This window comes from Acidithiobacillus thiooxidans ATCC 19377, from assembly GCF_009662475.1.
Taxonomy (GTDB): Bacteria; Pseudomonadota; Gammaproteobacteria; order Acidithiobacillales; family Acidithiobacillaceae; genus Acidithiobacillus; species Acidithiobacillus thiooxidans.
The window spans coordinates 1,058,559-1,073,610 of sequence record NZ_CP045571.1; the positions used below are offsets into that span (position 1 = coordinate 1,058,559).

The following is a 15,052-nucleotide window of genomic DNA, read 5'->3' on the forward strand; positions in this document are numbered from 1 at the left end:
TGGGTTGGGTGCTAGAACATAGATAATTCCGGATACAAAGTGCTGGCCAGTTTTTCCAGTTCCTGGCTGGCTTTGCTGCTGGTATCCAATTCAAAAACGGCACGGGCTTCACTCAGTGAGCGGCGAAAGGCCGTGCGTTGTCCGAGTCGTAATCCCAAGGATTTGACCTGTGGAAGTTCGGCCAGCATGGCCTCGGCTTCATCGCTTTCACGGACTGCGTGGTGGGTATCGGCGCGATTGATAAATGCCCAGACCGGAGGGGCTGCCCATTGGCCGCAATCCTCCAGAAAACGTTGTGCAGACCAGATATCGGCCTGACTGGGGCCGACGGGCATCAGGATCGCATCGGCGACGCTCAAGGCTCCTCGAAAGGCGGTCAATTCGGAATAACTACAGTCAATCACTACGTATTCAGCCTGGGGCAGGGCATCATCCATCTCTGTAGCTACAGAAAGAGCGGGCAGAATGTGCTGTTCTGTGCGATCGCTGCAGACATCGCGTAAGGTCCCTTGGGGATCGAGGTCGTAAAGTTGCACGGGAGCCCGATACGCCAACCACACGGCGAGATTGAAACTCACCGTGCTTTTACCAGACCCACCCTTCATGGAGGCCACTACCAAACGCATGGGATCCTCGGGTTAGCGGCCATATCCGTAGGGCGAATAACCATAAGGAGACTGATAAGGACCCATGGGCGGAGGCGGCATGCTGGGACGCATCTGCTGCGGATAGGGTTGGCGATATTGTTGTGCGTATTGTTGTGGATATTGCCCCTGATTAGGATAAGCGTAGTTTTGTTGTGCCGGATAACGGGCATAACCTTGACTGGGTCCGTTGTAGGATTGTTGTCCGTAGGATTGCGGATAACCATTACTACCACCGCCCTGATATTCGCCCTGATAAGGCTGCCCATAACCGCCGTAGTTACCGCTGTTCATGTTCATGGGTCCACCATGCGGCCCATTGAAATTCATGCCACCCATATCCCAAGGGCCTTCTGATCCCTGCATGGGGCCACCATAGCCGCTAAAAGGCCCGCTGTTGCCATTCATGGGGCCGCTATAACCGGACCAGGGCATGCCACCACCACTCCAGGGCATCCCTCCACCACCACCGCTCCAGGGCATGTCGCCACCCCAAGGACCCCAGGCATACGCCGGGGCTGCAATCATGAAGCCTGCCATACCGACACCCGCCATCAAAGCCAAAGACCGCAGTTTCCGGCCCATTGGTGTTTTTTTCAATGATTTCATCACATTTGCCTCCATGTTCGTTATAAAAAACCCTTGATAATGTTGGTTTCCAGAACCCGCCACGCCATCGGCTAATTCAGTAAGCTTTATCAGCAAACAACGTGCCAGAAGTTAATCTCTTGTTTTATTGGGGATTATGGGTTTAAGAAATTTATCTTTTTGCAACAGAAAATTAAGCCAATATATTGATATATAATAAATATTATAAATGTTGCAGCGTAAAAGAATGCAACGGTTCATACAACAGTTCTTGCAACGTGGGATTCAGATAAAAAAGGGAAATCAAGTGATCTCCCGAATCTGGATGTGACAAACAACCCTACACCAGGGCACCGGCTTGTTATGCGCCTATCCGGCCATGGGCAGACCTGGGCGGGTTTTTGTAACCAGGGAATTAGTGATAACGGATCACCCGTACATTCTCCCTTATTGCGTGCGGTATGATGCCGTGGAAATAATACAGGTATTTCACAGCAGGCAAAAAAATCCGCGTAGGTGGTAGGGTCACGATAAAAACAGCGCATAACGTGAACACCAAGAGCGAGGCGATTTCTTGGCTTTCGATGCTTTGCTGGCGGGTTGTCCGGATACGTCCCGTTACAAGAAGCCTACAGCAACTCTTTCAATTGGTATAAAACGGCCAATGCTTCCCTGGGGCTGATATTGTTGGGGTCCATTTGCTCCAGGAGTTCCAGCGCGGGGTGGGGTGTTGCTGCAAATAGGGGAATTTGCGCCGGTGGATTTTGTGCGGGTGCCGGATTGGGTAAGATGCTTGGTCGTGCAGAGCTCGAATTTTCAAGTAACTGCAGTCGTACCCTGGCGGTGCTGACTACTTTTTCTGGAATGCCGGCCAGGCTGGCCACGGCCAGGCCGTAACTCTGGGCGGCTGGCCCTTCTTCGACACGATGCAGAAAAATAACCTGATCGTTCTGGGCGAAGGCATCCAGATGCAGGTTGCTGAGCTTCGGGTTTTCCAGTTCGGTCAGTTCAAAATAGTGGGTGGCAAAAAGGGTAAATGCCCCGCGTTCGAGCAGGGCTTCGGCGGTGGCCCAGGCAATGGCGAGGCCGTCATAGGTGGCGGTGCCGCGCCCGATTTCATCGAGAATGACCAGACTCCGGGCGGTGGCCAGATGCAGTATGCGTGCGGTTTCGCTCATTTCCACCATGAAGGTCGAGCGTCCGCCCGCCAGATCGTCGGCAGCACCAATGCGGGTGAATATCTGGTCGACAGGCCCGATAATGGCTTCGCGAGCGGGCACCCAACTGCCGATATGAGCGAGCAGTACAATCAGTGCGCTCTGGCGCATGTAGGTAGATTTACCGCCCATGTTGGGGCCGGTAATCAGATGCATCCGCTGTTGCCCATCAAAATGAAGGTCGTTGGGCACAAACTGACTACCCATTTGCGCTTCGACGACCGGGTGTCTGCCATCAAGAATGTGCAGGCTGTTTTCCGCCACCAGTTGCGGTGCGGACCAATTCAGCGAGATGGCGCGTTCAGCCAGGGTGCTCAGGACATCCAGTTCTGCCACTGCGGTCATGGTGTTCTGCAGGGCTGCAACTTCCGGTATCAGGGCGTCCAGAAGCGTTGTGAAGAGCAGACGTTCCCGGCTGAGAGCCAGACTTTCGGCAGAAAGCGCCTGATCTTCGATAAGCTTGAGGGCGTCATTGATGTAGCGTTCGGCATTTTTGGTGGTCTGGCGGCGGCGGTAATCGTCGGGAATAGGTCCCTGATAACTGCGGCTGATTTCAATATAAAAGCCGTGAACCCGATTGTACTGAATTTTGAGCTGGCTGATGCCGGTGCGCTGGCGTTCTTCCTGCTCCAGATTGCGCAGGACATCCTGAAGGTTGTGACTCAGGGCCTGCAAACGATCCAGTTCAGTGTCATAGCCGGTTTGGATATAACCCCCGTCCCTTTGGGTCATGGGGGGCTGATCGACAATGGCGTTTTCCAGCAGCAGGCGGGTTTCTGCGAATAACCCGATGCGTTCCCGATAATCATGAAGCGGACTTTGTGCGAAGCGCTGCAGGCTTTCGTGCAGGGCGGGCAGGGCCTGGAGGGTGCTGCGCAATTGCGCCAGATCACGAGGATTGGCGCTGCGCAAGGCAATACGGGTGAGAATGCGCTCGGCATCGGCGATGCCCTGCAGGGCCTTTTGCAACGGCTCCGGACCCTGGCCGGCTACCAGTGCGCTGACATGCTGCTGGCGCTGCAGCAAATCGGGTCCCTGACGCAAAGGACGTAACAACCAGCGCCTCAGCAGCCGGTTACCCATGGGCGTGCGGGTCTTTTGCAGCAGAGACAGCAGGGTAGGGCCCTGTTCATGCAGACTTTCAACAACTTCCAGCGCACGATAAGCGGTGGCATCCAGATACAGCTCATCTTCAGCACGCTCAGGCTCCAGGTGCTGGATCTGAGCCAGACTGCCCCGTAGTTGGGATTCGGCATAATGGAGAAGCGCTCCAGCGGCGCGCAGAGCCAGTGGCCAGTCATTGCAGCCAAAACTGTCCAGGCGCTCGCCAAAATAGCGCTCCAGCACGGCCTGACTGCGACGGGTCTGGAACAGGGTTTTATCCAGCCCCTGGGCATGCTTGTTGTTCAGGCTGGTTTTAAGGGGCGCATCTTCGGGAAGAATGATTTCAGCTACAGGACGCCGGGCCAGCAGGTCGGTCAAGCCGGTCTGGGGGATTTCCCTGAGCATCAGTCGCCCTCCGGCTGCATCCAGCCAGGCGAGGCCACAGCTTGGGCCTTCCGGGCAGATGGCCAGCAGCAGGGGCTCCTGGTGACTATCCAGCAAGGCCCCATCGACAATGGTACCGGGGGTCAATACCCGGACAATGGCTCTTTCGACAGGTCCTTTGCTGGTGGCGGGGTCACCAATTTGTTCGCCGATGGCGATTTTTTCACCGAGTGCGACCAGTTTTCCTAAATAACCATCGACGCTATGCACCGGAACCCCGGCCATGGGGATGGGTTCTCCTGCGCTGTGCCCCCGGCTGGTGAGGGTAATACCCAGCAAGGTCGATGCTTTTTGCGCATCTTCGTAAAACAGTTCGTAAAAATCACCCATGCGGTAAAACAGCAGCGCATCCGGACATTCAGCTTTCAGTCCGAAATATTGTTGCATCATGGGGGTGTGCTTCGCGCTTGGTTCAGTGGAGCGCATGGTGAGAGGGTTGCCTGTGCGAATCAATATTCATATTGCGCGGAGGATAGCGCAGGACAAGTAGTTGCGGCTACGTCCGTCACCCCTTGCAGGTGACGGACGGAAAGTGGTACGAATGAATTCAGCTTCGGTTGCCGCCGCCAAAAATTTCCAGCAGGGCCATGAACAGGTTGATGATGTCCAGGTACAGGCCGACTACCAGCAGAACGGGCTCCTGAATGCCGCCGCGCACCATGCGCTGGGTGTCAAACAGAATCAGACCGCTGAACACCAGTACCAGAACCCCGGCAATAGCCAGTTGCAGGGCTGGCAGATGCAGCAGGAACATATTCAGCAAAGACACGACAATGGCCAGAATCAGTCCGGTGATGAGGAATCCACCGATGTTACTGAAATCCCGGCGGGTGGTCATGGCGTAAGCAGACAGGCCGATAAACATGGCTGCCGTGGTGCCCAGCGCTTCGGCAATGACGGTGGCTCCGTTGGGCATCCGCAAATACATTTCAATCGCGGGTCCCATCATCATGCCCATGCCGGCGGCAAAGAGGAAAACCAGGGGTATGGCAAAAGGACTGCGGTGAGCGCCGGTATACTGCACGGCAAACAGCAGGGCAAAAGAGCCAATCATCAGGATGAAGGGATGTTCATAGGCAAACGGAGAGCTCATTCCATAAACCGCAGCAATGGCCGAAACGACCAGAGTCGCAGCCAGCAGCGCGTAGGTCTTCCCCAGCAATGCGCCAATGGACGTGCCAGTACGGCTTCCCTGGGGGTTCATGCTGTCGGGAAACTGATAGGGGTTCTGATCCTGATTCATTTACGGACTCCTTCAAACAAGCAACGTGCTTGGGTATATCTCAAGAATGGGGGTTTCTGTTCGATAAATCAATGGTCCTGCTGAACTTTCAACAAAGCAGATCGGGGCTAAGAGTCTGGCAGCGGCGAAAAGTTCCGGTAGTTATCGGCGATTTGTGACTTGCCCATTGCTGAACACATCATTACCCTGCAATTCTTTTCTCGGATTGATGATGGAGCCAGCATGCGCGCACTGATTTTTGACACGGAAACCACGGGGCGGGTGGAGCCCGATCTGATCGAAGCGGCCTGGCTGGCAGTCAGTGATCTCAAGACCCTGGAAGTAGAAGAACAGTTTGTGCAGCGTTATCGCCCGGATAAGCCCATTGAGATGGGGGCCATGGCGGTACACCATATTCTTGAAGAAGAACTGCTGGATTGTCCTTCGGCGCGGACTTTTACTTTGCCGGAAGATACGGGTTATCTGGTAGGGCATAGTATTGATTATGACTGGGGTGTGATCGGTAAACCCGATGTCAAACGCATTTGCACTTATGCCATGACCCGCAAACTGTGGCCGGAAGTGGATAGTCACTCCCAGTCGGCACTTATGTTTCATTTCAGCAAGGACCGCAAAAAAACGCGGGATAATCTTAAAAATGCCCACTCCGCCCTGGCCGATGTGAAATTCTGCCGGATTTTGCTCAACAAGGTGATTCTGGCGGTGCGTCCTTCTTCCTGGGAAGACCTGTGGGAATTTAGTGAGCGTGCCCGTATTCCAGAGACCATGCCTTTTGGTAAGCATAAGGGCGTCAAAATTATTGATTTGCCCGATGACTACCGTAAATGGGCACTGAATAATCTTACCGATATGGACTTTTATTTACGCAAGGCACTGGAAAGTTGAGCACGCAGTACTGCCTCCAGTAGTAGTGCTCCGCACTGGGCGGCACTATTGCCAGCGGCGATGATGCCGTCTTCATGCCCCGCCATTTGCAGTAACACCGGCAGATGCGCATTGCGGATAATACTGCTGATGGCCTCGGCCATGGCGGGGGTCCCATACTCCGCATCCAGAGGGGTGGCCGCCATGCCCAGTTGGGCTGCAGCCTGCCAGAGTACCGGGCTGTGCACATGAAATACCCAATGAATGTCAGAGCGGGCGGCGTAACAGGCCGCATGGCTCAGGGCTTCGGAAGAGGGCGGCTGCGGCCCCCTGGCGCGGATTTCATTGCGCTGGATATCCCAGCCTGTCACAGTGCAGAAATTATGCGCGCTCAAGGTCGGGAGCCCTCCGGTTTGGGTGGCGCTGACCAGAAAGCCCTGCGGGCTGCGGCAACTCACATTACCAAAACCGATGCCGCCATAGCGCTGTGGATCCGCACCGATCAGCTGGCGGGTAAAAAAAACATCACGCCAGTCCTGTAAGGTAGTAATTTCGCGCTGATCAGGAGCTGCGGCTGGCGTCCAGTGCAACAGGAATTTGGTGACGCCTTCTTCGGATGTGTTGGCAGTGTTCATGAGTTTTAGCGCCGGACAAATATTTTCTGGAGGATTCGGTACCAGCCGGGGAGGGTGACCGGGCCGGATTGGGCTGCATGGAATCTGGCCACTGTTTTGCCGGGACTGGTCGGGTGCTCGGGCAGGGCTACATCCGGCGGGTAAATATCTACCAGGGTGGCTCCCCAACTGCTGCGGTCATTGGCCAGACGAAAGTTTTTGACCATGGGTTCCCGGCGCAGCAAGGCATGTACGGTTTCACGGAGCACGCCTTTACCTTTGCCGTGGATGATGCGGATTTCAGTAATGCCGGCAGCGCGGCAACTGCGTAAATATTCCCGAACCAGATCAGGTACTTCCTTGGGACGGAAGGCATGGAGATCAAGAACGCCATCTATTGCGCTTTTGAAAACCGGATCCGGCCCTTGCGTCAAAGCAGAACCCTCTCAATGCCTCCCTGTCGGGTGGCGTCAATAAAGCCCTGTTGCCACTGGCTGCCGAGAATTTTACGGGCCAGCTCCACGACAATGTAGTCGGTATCCAGACCGGTATCTTCCCGGTAGCGTTCCAGACCCTGCTGACAAGCCGGGCAACTGGTCAGAAGACGGACATTGTTGTCTACGGCTTTGTCACTGCCGGTGAGCTGGAAAACGCCTTCTTTGAGCACTTCTTCCTTGCGGAAGCGTAACTGAGTGGCAATGTCGGGACGACTGCTGGCCAGCGTTCCGGCTTCGCCACAGCAGCGGGCCGATTCCAGCACTTCCTGACCCAGCAGGCGACTGGCAACTGCCTGGGGTTTGTGGGTTTTCATGGGGCTATGGCAGGGGTCGTGATACAAATATTGCACGCCCGCGACGCCTTCCAGAGCAATCCCTTTTTCCATCAGATATTCATGAATATCCAGCAGACGGCAACCGGGGAATATTTGCTGGAATTGATATTGCAGCAACTGATCCATGCAAGTGCCACAGGAGAGGATGACCGTTTTTATATCCAGATAGTTGAGGGTGTTGGCGACCCGGTGAAAAAGCACCTGATTACGCACGGAAATTTCCTGCCCTTTGTCTTCCTGTCCGCCCGCTGTCTGGGGATAACCGCAGCAGAGATAACCGGGTGGCAGGACAGTTTGCGCACCGACATGATGGAGCATGGCGAGTGTCGCCAGACCAATGTCGCTGAACAGCCGTTCGCTGCCGCATCCCGGAAAATAAAACACGGCGTCACTGTCGTCCGTGACTTTGGCGCTATCACGAATAATGGGCACGGTTTTGTCATCGACAATGGCCAGTAACTGGCGCATGGTCTGGGCACCCATTTTGGTGGGTAGGGGTTTGCGTAAAAAATGAATGACTTCCGTACGCATGCTGGCCTTGCCGGTAGTCGCCGGCGGCGGGCCCTTGGGCAGCAAGGGCTTGACGATGTCATGGGCCAGTGCCTGGGCCTTGAACATGGTCTGCAGAACCCCCTGACGCATGAAGTGTACCTTGCCGGGTTCCGTGGCATTCAGGTAGTTCATGGCCAGGCGGGTCCCCATGTTGAAGGACTTTTCACCACGCGCCCGGAGAATGTTGCGCATATGAATGGAAACCTTGCCGAAATCAATATCCACCGGACAGGGCGTCAAGCATTTGTGACAGGTAGTACAGTGATCGGCGACATCATTCATCGCTTCAAAATGCTGCCGCGAAACACCGCGCCGGGTTTGTTCCTCGTACAAAAAGGCCTCAATGAGCAAGCCGGTAGCCAGAATTTTGTTGCGCGGCGAATAGAGCAGATTGGCCCGGGGAATGTGGGTCATGCAAACCGGTTTGCACTTGCCACAACGCAGGCAATCCTTGATTTCGCGGTTGAGTTCGCCCAGTTCGCTGGCTTCGAGGAGCAGGGCTTCCTGCTCCACCAGTTGCAGGGAGGGGGTGTAGGCGTTGTCCAGACCTGAGCCTGCCAGCAGCTTGCCCGGATTGAAGACATTACCGGGGTCCACTTCGGCCTTGTAGCGGGCGAAGGCGGCTATTTTTTCCGGTTCCAGCCAGCGCATTTTAGTAATGCCAATGCCGTGTTCGCCGGAAATGACACCGCCCAGTTCCAGGGCGATGGCCATGATCCGGTCCACTACGCCGTCGGCCTCATGGAGCATGCGGTGATTACTGGATAAAACCGGAATGTTGGTGTGGATATTGCCATCACCCGCATGCATGTGCAGCGCGACGAACAAGCGGGCGCGTTTGTGCTCTGCGTGAATTTCCCGGATCCGTTCGCGCAGGGCATTAAAGGCATCTCCCGCAAATAGCGCCTCCAGTGGCCTTCCTACCCGCTCCCGATAGCTGACCCGCAAAGCCCCGCGCAGGAGCAGGTCAATGAGGGTTTCTTCCGGCTGCAGCGCCGCAGCCGCCGGAGCGTCCAGCAGTTCGGGATGCAAGGCTGCGTCGTCATCGAGCAGCCTGAGCAGGGATTCCCAACGTTGTCGGGTATCCTCAATCAGGGCGAGGGCCGCCGCTCTTTTGGCGGCAACAATGGCCTGATCTTCGCTGGAATCTTCGTAATCTTTGGCTTTGCGGATTTCGGCCATGTCGCCGTTGAAATAGGCTTCCAACGCCGCGAGGCTGCGCAATTTGCTGCTGATGGACTGTTCAATATTGATGCGTTCCACAGCGCGCGTATACGCACCCAGTTGTTCCAGAGGAATCACCACGTCTTCATTGATTTTGAAGGCGTTGGTATGGGCGGATATGGCGGCAGTGCGGCTGCGGTCGGCCCAGAAGCGCCGTCGCGATTCGGGCGTGGTGGCTACGAAGCCTTCGCCGCCCCGGGCATTGGCAATGCGCACGACTGCGGCCGCCGTGGCTCCGGCCGCATCAGGATCATCGCTGGCAATATCGGCCAGCAGGAGCATTTTCGGGCGCTCGTGGCGGGGAGCCTTGTTACTGTATTTGATGGCTTTCAGATAGCGGTCGTCGAGATGCTCCAGTCCGGTCAGCAGAACATTGTTCTGGCTTTCCACGAAGGATTTCACTTCGACGATAGCAGGCACTGCGGTATTCAGATCGCTCCCGTAAAATTCCAGGCAAACCGTGCGGATATGGGCGGGCATGCGATGCAGTAGAAAACGTCCGGAGGTGATGATGCCATCGCAGCCTTCTTTCTGGATGCCCGGTAGTCCGCCGAGGAATTTGTCGGTCACATCCTTGCCCAGTCCCGGCTTGCGGAAGCTGGCGCCCGGCAGGGTGAGTTTTTCTGGCTCACCCAATGGCGATTTGCCATCGGCAGCAAAGCGTTTGAGCAGGAAATCCACCTGCGGCTGATCATGAATTTTGCCGAGGTTATGGTTCAGACGTTCCACTTCCAGCCAGTTACCGTCGGGGGTGACCATGCGCCAGGAGATTAAATTATCCAGGGCTGTACCCCAGAGTACCGCTTTTTTGCCGCCGGCATTCATGGCGATATTGCCGCCGATGGTGGAAGCATCCATGGAGGTGGGATCTACCGCGAACACCAGACCAGCGGCATCGGCAGCATCGGCGACCACTTTGGTGACAACGCCGGCACCCGCGACCATGCTGGGTACTGCGGAGTTCAGTCCCGTCGGCGTAATCATTTCAATAGCCGAGGTCTGCTCCAGTTTTTCGGTGTTGATGACGGCAGTGTGTCGCCGGAGCGGGATGGCGCCGCCGGTATAGCCGGTGCCGCCGCCGCGCGGAATGATGGCGAGACCCAGTTCGCGGCAGGCGGCTACCATGCGTTGCACTTCGGATTCATCGGCGGGATAGAGCACTACAAAAGGAATTTCCACCCGCCAGTCGGAAGCATCGGTGATATGGGCTATACGCGCATAGGCGCTGAAATCGACATTGTCCCGTGCCGTAATTTTCAGGAGACGTTTTTCCGATTTTTTGCGCAGTTGCAGATCTTCATCAAACTGCCGGGTGAAGGTTCGTACGGCTTCCCGGGTGTTATCCAATAGTCGTAATACCAGCGCATTGCCCTCGGCTCGCGCGCTGATGTCGTTGAGCCGATGGTCCAGCGCATTCCACAGGGCTTCGCGCCTGTGCTTATCACGGGCGAGGTCATCCTGAATATAAGGATTCCGCTCCACCACCCAGAGATCACCCAATACCTCAAAAAGCATGCGCGCTGAACGCCCGGTGACGCGTTGTTCGCGCAGGTCTTCGAGAATACGCCAGGCTTCCTGGCCAATCAGGCGCGAGACAATTTCGCCATCGGAAAAAGAGGTGTAATTGTAGGGGATTTCGCGGAGACGTGAGTTCATAAGGGAATCATAACATTGTCAATGAGCCGGGTCTGCCCCAGATGCGCGGCCGTAAACCAACGCGCACCGGGCCGGGCGACATTCACGGCCTGTAGCGTGTCGCTATCCCGTAATTCGAGATAATCCACGACAAATCCGACCTGTTCGAGACTGTCTCGACCGGCTTGGGCCAACTCTGCGATAGATGCCTGAGGGGTGCTGCGCTGAACCAGATCGAACAGTGTAGCAGCCAACAGAGGGGCCATTTGCCGCTCGCTAGGGCTGAGCCGTGCATTGCGTGAGCTGTAGGCCAACCCGTCCGCTTCTCTTTGAACAGGGCCGGGAAGAATCTGTGTGGTCATGTTCATGTCGGCCACCATTTGCTGAACAATCCGCAGCTGCTGATAGTCTTTTTCGCCAAGAATCAGAATTTCGGGCTGAACCATTTGCAGGAGTTTGTTGACTACAGTGCAGACCCCGGCAAAATGTCCCGGACGACTGGCCCCACAAAGGACTTTGGTCAGGCTGTGGGGCGGGATGATGATGGAAAGATCCTTTCTGCCATGCGGATACATCAATGCATCGTCCGGGGTGAAAACTGTGGAGCATCCCGCTGCGTGGAGTTGCTGTAAATCCTTGTCGAGACTGCGGGGATACTGTGCGAAATCTTCATTTGGCCCGAACTGCAGCGGGTTGACGTAAATACTGACCAGCACCTGTTCGGCGCGGGCGGCAGCCAGACGGACCAGAGCCATATGCCCTTCGTGCAGGTTTCCCATGGTGGGGACAAACGCGAGGGTGCCGCGCAGGCTTTGGCGCCACTGACGCAGGCTGGCAATATCCTTGAATACCGGCATGTCAGTGTGGGCGTCGGGGCGGAAAATTGCCGCTGACCACGTCCTGAACATATTGGACAAAGGCTTTCTGCTGCAGGTTTCCGGCTTCCAGATAGCGGCGTGCGAAGGGTGGGCTTTCTGCCTCCAAACCCAATACATCATGGGCTACCAGCACCTGAGCGTCGGTGTCAGGCCCCGCACCAATGCCAATGGTGACGGCATCAATGGCTCTGCTGATTCTGGCAGCGACTTGATCAGGGACGGCTTCCATAACCACAAAGCGCGCCCCGGCTGTGCTGAGTGCTGCGGCTTCATGATGCAGACGCTGAGCCTCGGCATCGGTGTTTCCCTGGCGCTGGAAACTGCCCCACTGGCGAACGCGCTGTGGTGTCAGGCCAATATGCGCACAAATATTGATGCCGCGTTCTGTGCAGAAAGCTACCGTCGCTGCCATTTCCGCACCGCCTTCCAGTTTGATGACATCGGCCCCGGCACGCAGTAATTCACCCGCCGACTCCCAGGCCTGTTCCGGGCTTTTCTCATAAGTACCAAAGGGAAGATCAGCAAATACCAGGCATCCGCCAGCGCCACGGCGCACCATGCGGGTGTGGTAGCACATCTGCTCCAGCGTGACGTTGAGCGTGTCATGATCCCCACAGACGACCATCCCCAGAGAGTCTCCGACCAGAACACCGTGCATACCCGCTGCCGCTGCAAAGCGCGCCGTGGGGTAATCGTAGGCGGTTACCAGCGCCCGTTTGACGCCCTGTTGTTTGTCTTTAACCCAGCGGGAAATTTTCTTGTGCATTGTGCTCCTCAAATGTCTTGCAGGTGATACTTGACCATTTTGATCAAGTTCTCATTGTGCCGCTCTTCATGGACAAAATCCAGTTCTGCGGTATTGATTTCCAGGCACGGCGCGGTGTAGTTGCTGCGCCAGTGCCGATAAGCCTGTTGGACTTTGGCCAGATAATCCGCATTCAGATTTTGTTCATAGGCTCTGGCCCGGGACAGGATACGCTCTTTGAGTGTGGCGAGGGGGGCATCCAGAAAAATCAGCAAAGCGGCGGGCGTGGCTTGATAATGCAGTTGCATTTTGATTTGCTGAAATAATTGGAATTCAGCCGCATTGAGTGTCAGGGGCGTAAATATTTCGTCTTTGCGGGCGCTGTAGTCACTGATGATGTAGGCATTGGTCAGCGCCGCTGTTTGCCACTGCGCCTGACGCTGAAGTAAAAACTGCAGTTCAGTGGCCAGTTCGCCACCGGGTTGCCGATAAAATCCGGGCAGGAAGGGGTTTTCTTCAGGCTTTTCAAGAATTATTTCACCTTGAAAATGATCTGCGAGAAGACGGGCCAAGCTCGTTTTACCGGCCCCTATGGGTCCCTCAATGCTGATGATGCGCGGATGATTCACGCGCTGGCTCTGTGCTGGCGTAAAGTTTCCTTGGGTATGGCCGATTCAGGCAGGCGCGTGACAGACTGGTCAGCAACGGCGGGCAGATAATCGGCAATACATCCACATCCTGGTAGGTTCAGCGCAGGATCAAATTCCGCGAGTGGAATCAGGACAAAGGCTCTCTCGCTCATGCGTGGATGCGGTATGCGCAGGCTAGGATCACGGGAAATCAGATAGCCATAACTCAATAAATCCAGATCGAGAATGCGCGGACCCCAGAATATTTCGGCACTGCGTTGTCGGCCCGCCAGGGCTTCCAGATTTTGCAGGGCTTGCATCAGGTCCTGGGCCGGCAAATGGGTTTGCAAACGGGCAACCGCATTGATGAACGCCGGTTGTTCGACCCCGCCAACCGGCTCCGTGCGATAGAGATGCGAACGCCAGAGCAGCTTTGAATCCGGCAATTCTCCCAAAGCCTGGATGGCCTTCTGCACCTGTTGCACGGGCTGCGCAAGATTGCTGCCAATACTGATCCAGGCAATTACAGCGGGTTCGGAGGCAGAATGCCCTGTTTGATCAACCATTGTTGCGCGTTTTCCTTGTTCGAAATTTCGCCATCCAGTTGGGCTTCCCGCAATAATTTCAATGTTTTTCCCAGAGACGGTCCGGCCTTTAGCCCCAGCGTTTGCAGTTCCTGTCCGTTGAATGGCGACGGGAGACGTCTCTGTACCTGCAAGTAAAGACGGGCGCTGTCCACCAGTGTTGGGTTATCGGCATATATCGCCATAGCCGCCAGTATGCCCGCGACCGAGACGCCTTGCCAGATGTTTGCCTTTTGACTGGGACGCTTCGCCTTAAGCAGGGTGTCCGGCAAGCCGGGCAAGACCCGGAGATCCGCCAGCAGTTGACTCCGGTCTGGAACCGGCCACCGGTCGAGATAGTGTTGAATATCGCGTAGGGTTACATCCTGCCAGATGAGAGTCAGCATGGGGATAAAAATGGCCAGCGGCTCCTCAGGAAACTGTGCACTCAGCCACTGAATCTGTTCCTGACCACGCTGCAGCAAAGTTGGCATGGTGTTGCTTGCGGGTGGCGTTGGGCGCAGCAAAAACCAGAGTTTCCAGGCAGTCAGCAGGGATAATGCAACGGGTAGTGCTTCCAATTCCAACAGGTAGCGGAGTTCCCGCCACAATCTTGCGCCACTCAGTTGGGTAAAAATGTCTGCTTGCAGGGCTTGTTTGAGTTGCTGATGACATTCCGGGGCCAAATCCATCTGAAAACGTGTTGCAAAGCGTAATCCCCGCAATATGCGGGTAGGATCATCCAGAAACGAGCGGGAATGCAGGGTTCTGAGTAAACCGGCCTGTAAATCAGCCTGTCCATCATAAGGATCAAGCAGGATTCCGAAATGTTGGGGATCCAGCCGGATAGCCATGGCATTGACGGTGAAGTCCCGGCGCGCCAGGTCGGCATGAATATTTCCGGGGTGAACTTCCGGCAGGGCAGCCGGGGCGGGGTAATGCTCCAGTCGGCACTGGGCAAGATCCAGAGCAACTCCCTGGCTGTCTTCCAGAATAGCCGTGCCGAACTGGGCATGAAACTGATAGTGCGCGCCATGAATCTGCGCTTTGCAGGCTTCCGCCAGCATGCGCGTATCTCCTTCTACGGCCACATCCAGATCGGGCGCATAGCGCTTTAAAAACAGGTCACGGACCGCACCACCAACCAGATAGGCAGGGGTGCCCAGTTGTTGGGCAATACGGCCAATTTGCCGCAGATGGTCCAGCCTTGCAGTTCCCCACTGCTTTTCCAGCAAGGGGAGGAGATTTGCGGAGTCTGCTTCCATGGGGCGGATAG

General features: G+C 55.8%; 13 protein-coding genes and 1 pseudogene. 2 read left to right on the plus strand and 12 right to left on the minus strand.

The window, feature by feature from the left end; genetic code table 11:
- Window positions 1-11: 11 nt before the first annotated feature.
- Together GCD22_RS05535 and GCD22_RS05540 are read right to left on the minus strand one after the other, a co-directional pair.
- Window positions 12-626 carry a nucleotide-binding protein gene (locus tag GCD22_RS05535; RefSeq protein WP_031575006.1) on the minus strand — a complete coding sequence of 205 codons (615 nt, stop codon included), beginning with the start codon at window positions 624-626 and terminating at the stop codon, window positions 12-14.
- Window positions 627-638: 12 nt separating this feature from the next.
- Window positions 639-1,253 carry a hypothetical protein gene (locus tag GCD22_RS05540; protein ID WP_051690738.1) on the minus strand — a complete coding sequence of 205 codons (615 nt, stop codon included), beginning with the start codon at window positions 1,251-1,253 and terminating at the stop codon, window positions 639-641.
- 328 nt (window positions 1,254-1,581) lie between these two features.
- Between GCD22_RS05540 and GCD22_RS18905 the strand changes: the two are divergent.
- Window positions 1,582-1,755, plus strand: a pseudogene (locus GCD22_RS18905) (type II toxin-antitoxin system RelE/ParE family toxin); the annotation flags it as partial.
- Window positions 1,756-1,861: 106 nt separating this feature from the next.
- Here GCD22_RS18905 and mutS read toward each other — a convergent pair.
- Window positions 1,862-4,387 carry a DNA mismatch repair protein MutS gene (gene mutS, locus GCD22_RS05550; RefSeq protein WP_226859272.1) on the minus strand — a complete coding sequence of 842 codons (2,526 nt, stop codon included), beginning with the start codon at window positions 4,385-4,387 and terminating at the stop codon, window positions 1,862-1,864.
- A 157-nt stretch (window positions 4,388-4,544) separates the two neighbouring features.
- A complete protein-coding gene (locus GCD22_RS05555) occupies window positions 4,545-5,240 on the minus strand; it encodes a Bax inhibitor-1/YccA family protein (RefSeq protein ID WP_010640069.1) in 696 nt (231 codons plus the stop codon).
- 222 nt (window positions 5,241-5,462) lie between these two features.
- Between GCD22_RS05555 and GCD22_RS05560 the strand changes: the two genes are divergently transcribed.
- On the plus strand, window positions 5,463-6,125 hold the full coding sequence (locus tag GCD22_RS05560) for a putative quorum-sensing-regulated virulence factor (protein WP_024892642.1): 663 nt from the start codon (window positions 5,463-5,465) through the stop codon (window positions 6,123-6,125).
- Here the strand turns inward: GCD22_RS05560 and GCD22_RS05565 are convergent.
- Genes GCD22_RS05565 through GCD22_RS05600 form a run of 8 tightly spaced genes read right to left on the minus strand, consistent with a single transcriptional unit; the run spans window position 6,098 to window position 15,041 of the window.
- A complete protein-coding gene (locus GCD22_RS05565) occupies window positions 6,098-6,739 on the minus strand; it encodes a class II aldolase/adducin family protein (RefSeq protein WP_031575014.1) in 642 nt (213 codons plus the stop codon). The genes GCD22_RS05560 and GCD22_RS05565 overlap by 28 nt on opposite strands.
- A gap of 5 nt (window positions 6,740-6,744) precedes the next feature.
- Window positions 6,745-7,152, minus strand: a complete 408-nt coding sequence (locus GCD22_RS05570) for a Smr/MutS family protein (RefSeq protein ID WP_031575017.1) — start codon at window positions 7,150-7,152, stop codon at window positions 6,745-6,747.
- Window positions 7,149-10,982, minus strand: coding sequence for a DUF3683 domain-containing protein (locus GCD22_RS05575; RefSeq protein WP_031575020.1), 3,834 nt, complete (start codon window positions 10,980-10,982; stop codon window positions 7,149-7,151). The genes GCD22_RS05570 and GCD22_RS05575 overlap by 4 nt, the downstream gene beginning before the upstream one ends.
- Complete coding sequence (panC, locus tag GCD22_RS05580) at window positions 10,979-11,818, minus strand: pantoate--beta-alanine ligase (protein WP_031575022.1); 840 nt, start codon at window positions 11,816-11,818, stop codon at window positions 10,979-10,981. The genes GCD22_RS05575 and panC overlap by 4 nt, the downstream gene beginning before the upstream one ends.
- A 1-nt stretch (window position 11,819) precedes the next feature.
- On the minus strand, window positions 11,820-12,605 hold the full coding sequence (panB, locus tag GCD22_RS05585; protein WP_031575026.1) for a 3-methyl-2-oxobutanoate hydroxymethyltransferase: 786 nt from the start codon (window positions 12,603-12,605) through the stop codon (window positions 11,820-11,822).
- 8 nt (window positions 12,606-12,613) lie between these two features.
- A complete protein-coding gene (locus GCD22_RS05590) occupies window positions 12,614-13,213 on the minus strand; it encodes a deoxynucleoside kinase (RefSeq protein ID WP_031575029.1) in 600 nt (199 codons plus the stop codon).
- Entirely contained in the window at window positions 13,210-13,779 is a 570-nt protein-coding gene (gene folK / locus GCD22_RS05595; RefSeq protein ID WP_051690739.1) for a 2-amino-4-hydroxy-6-hydroxymethyldihydropteridine diphosphokinase, read from the minus strand. Before folK ends, GCD22_RS05590 begins: the two co-directional genes overlap by 4 nt.
- Complete coding sequence (locus GCD22_RS05600) at window positions 13,737-15,041, minus strand: CCA tRNA nucleotidyltransferase (RefSeq protein ID WP_065974667.1); 1,305 nt, start codon at window positions 15,039-15,041, stop codon at window positions 13,737-13,739. The genes folK and GCD22_RS05600 overlap by 43 nt, the downstream gene beginning before the upstream one ends.
- Window positions 15,042-15,052 lie beyond the last annotated feature (11 nt).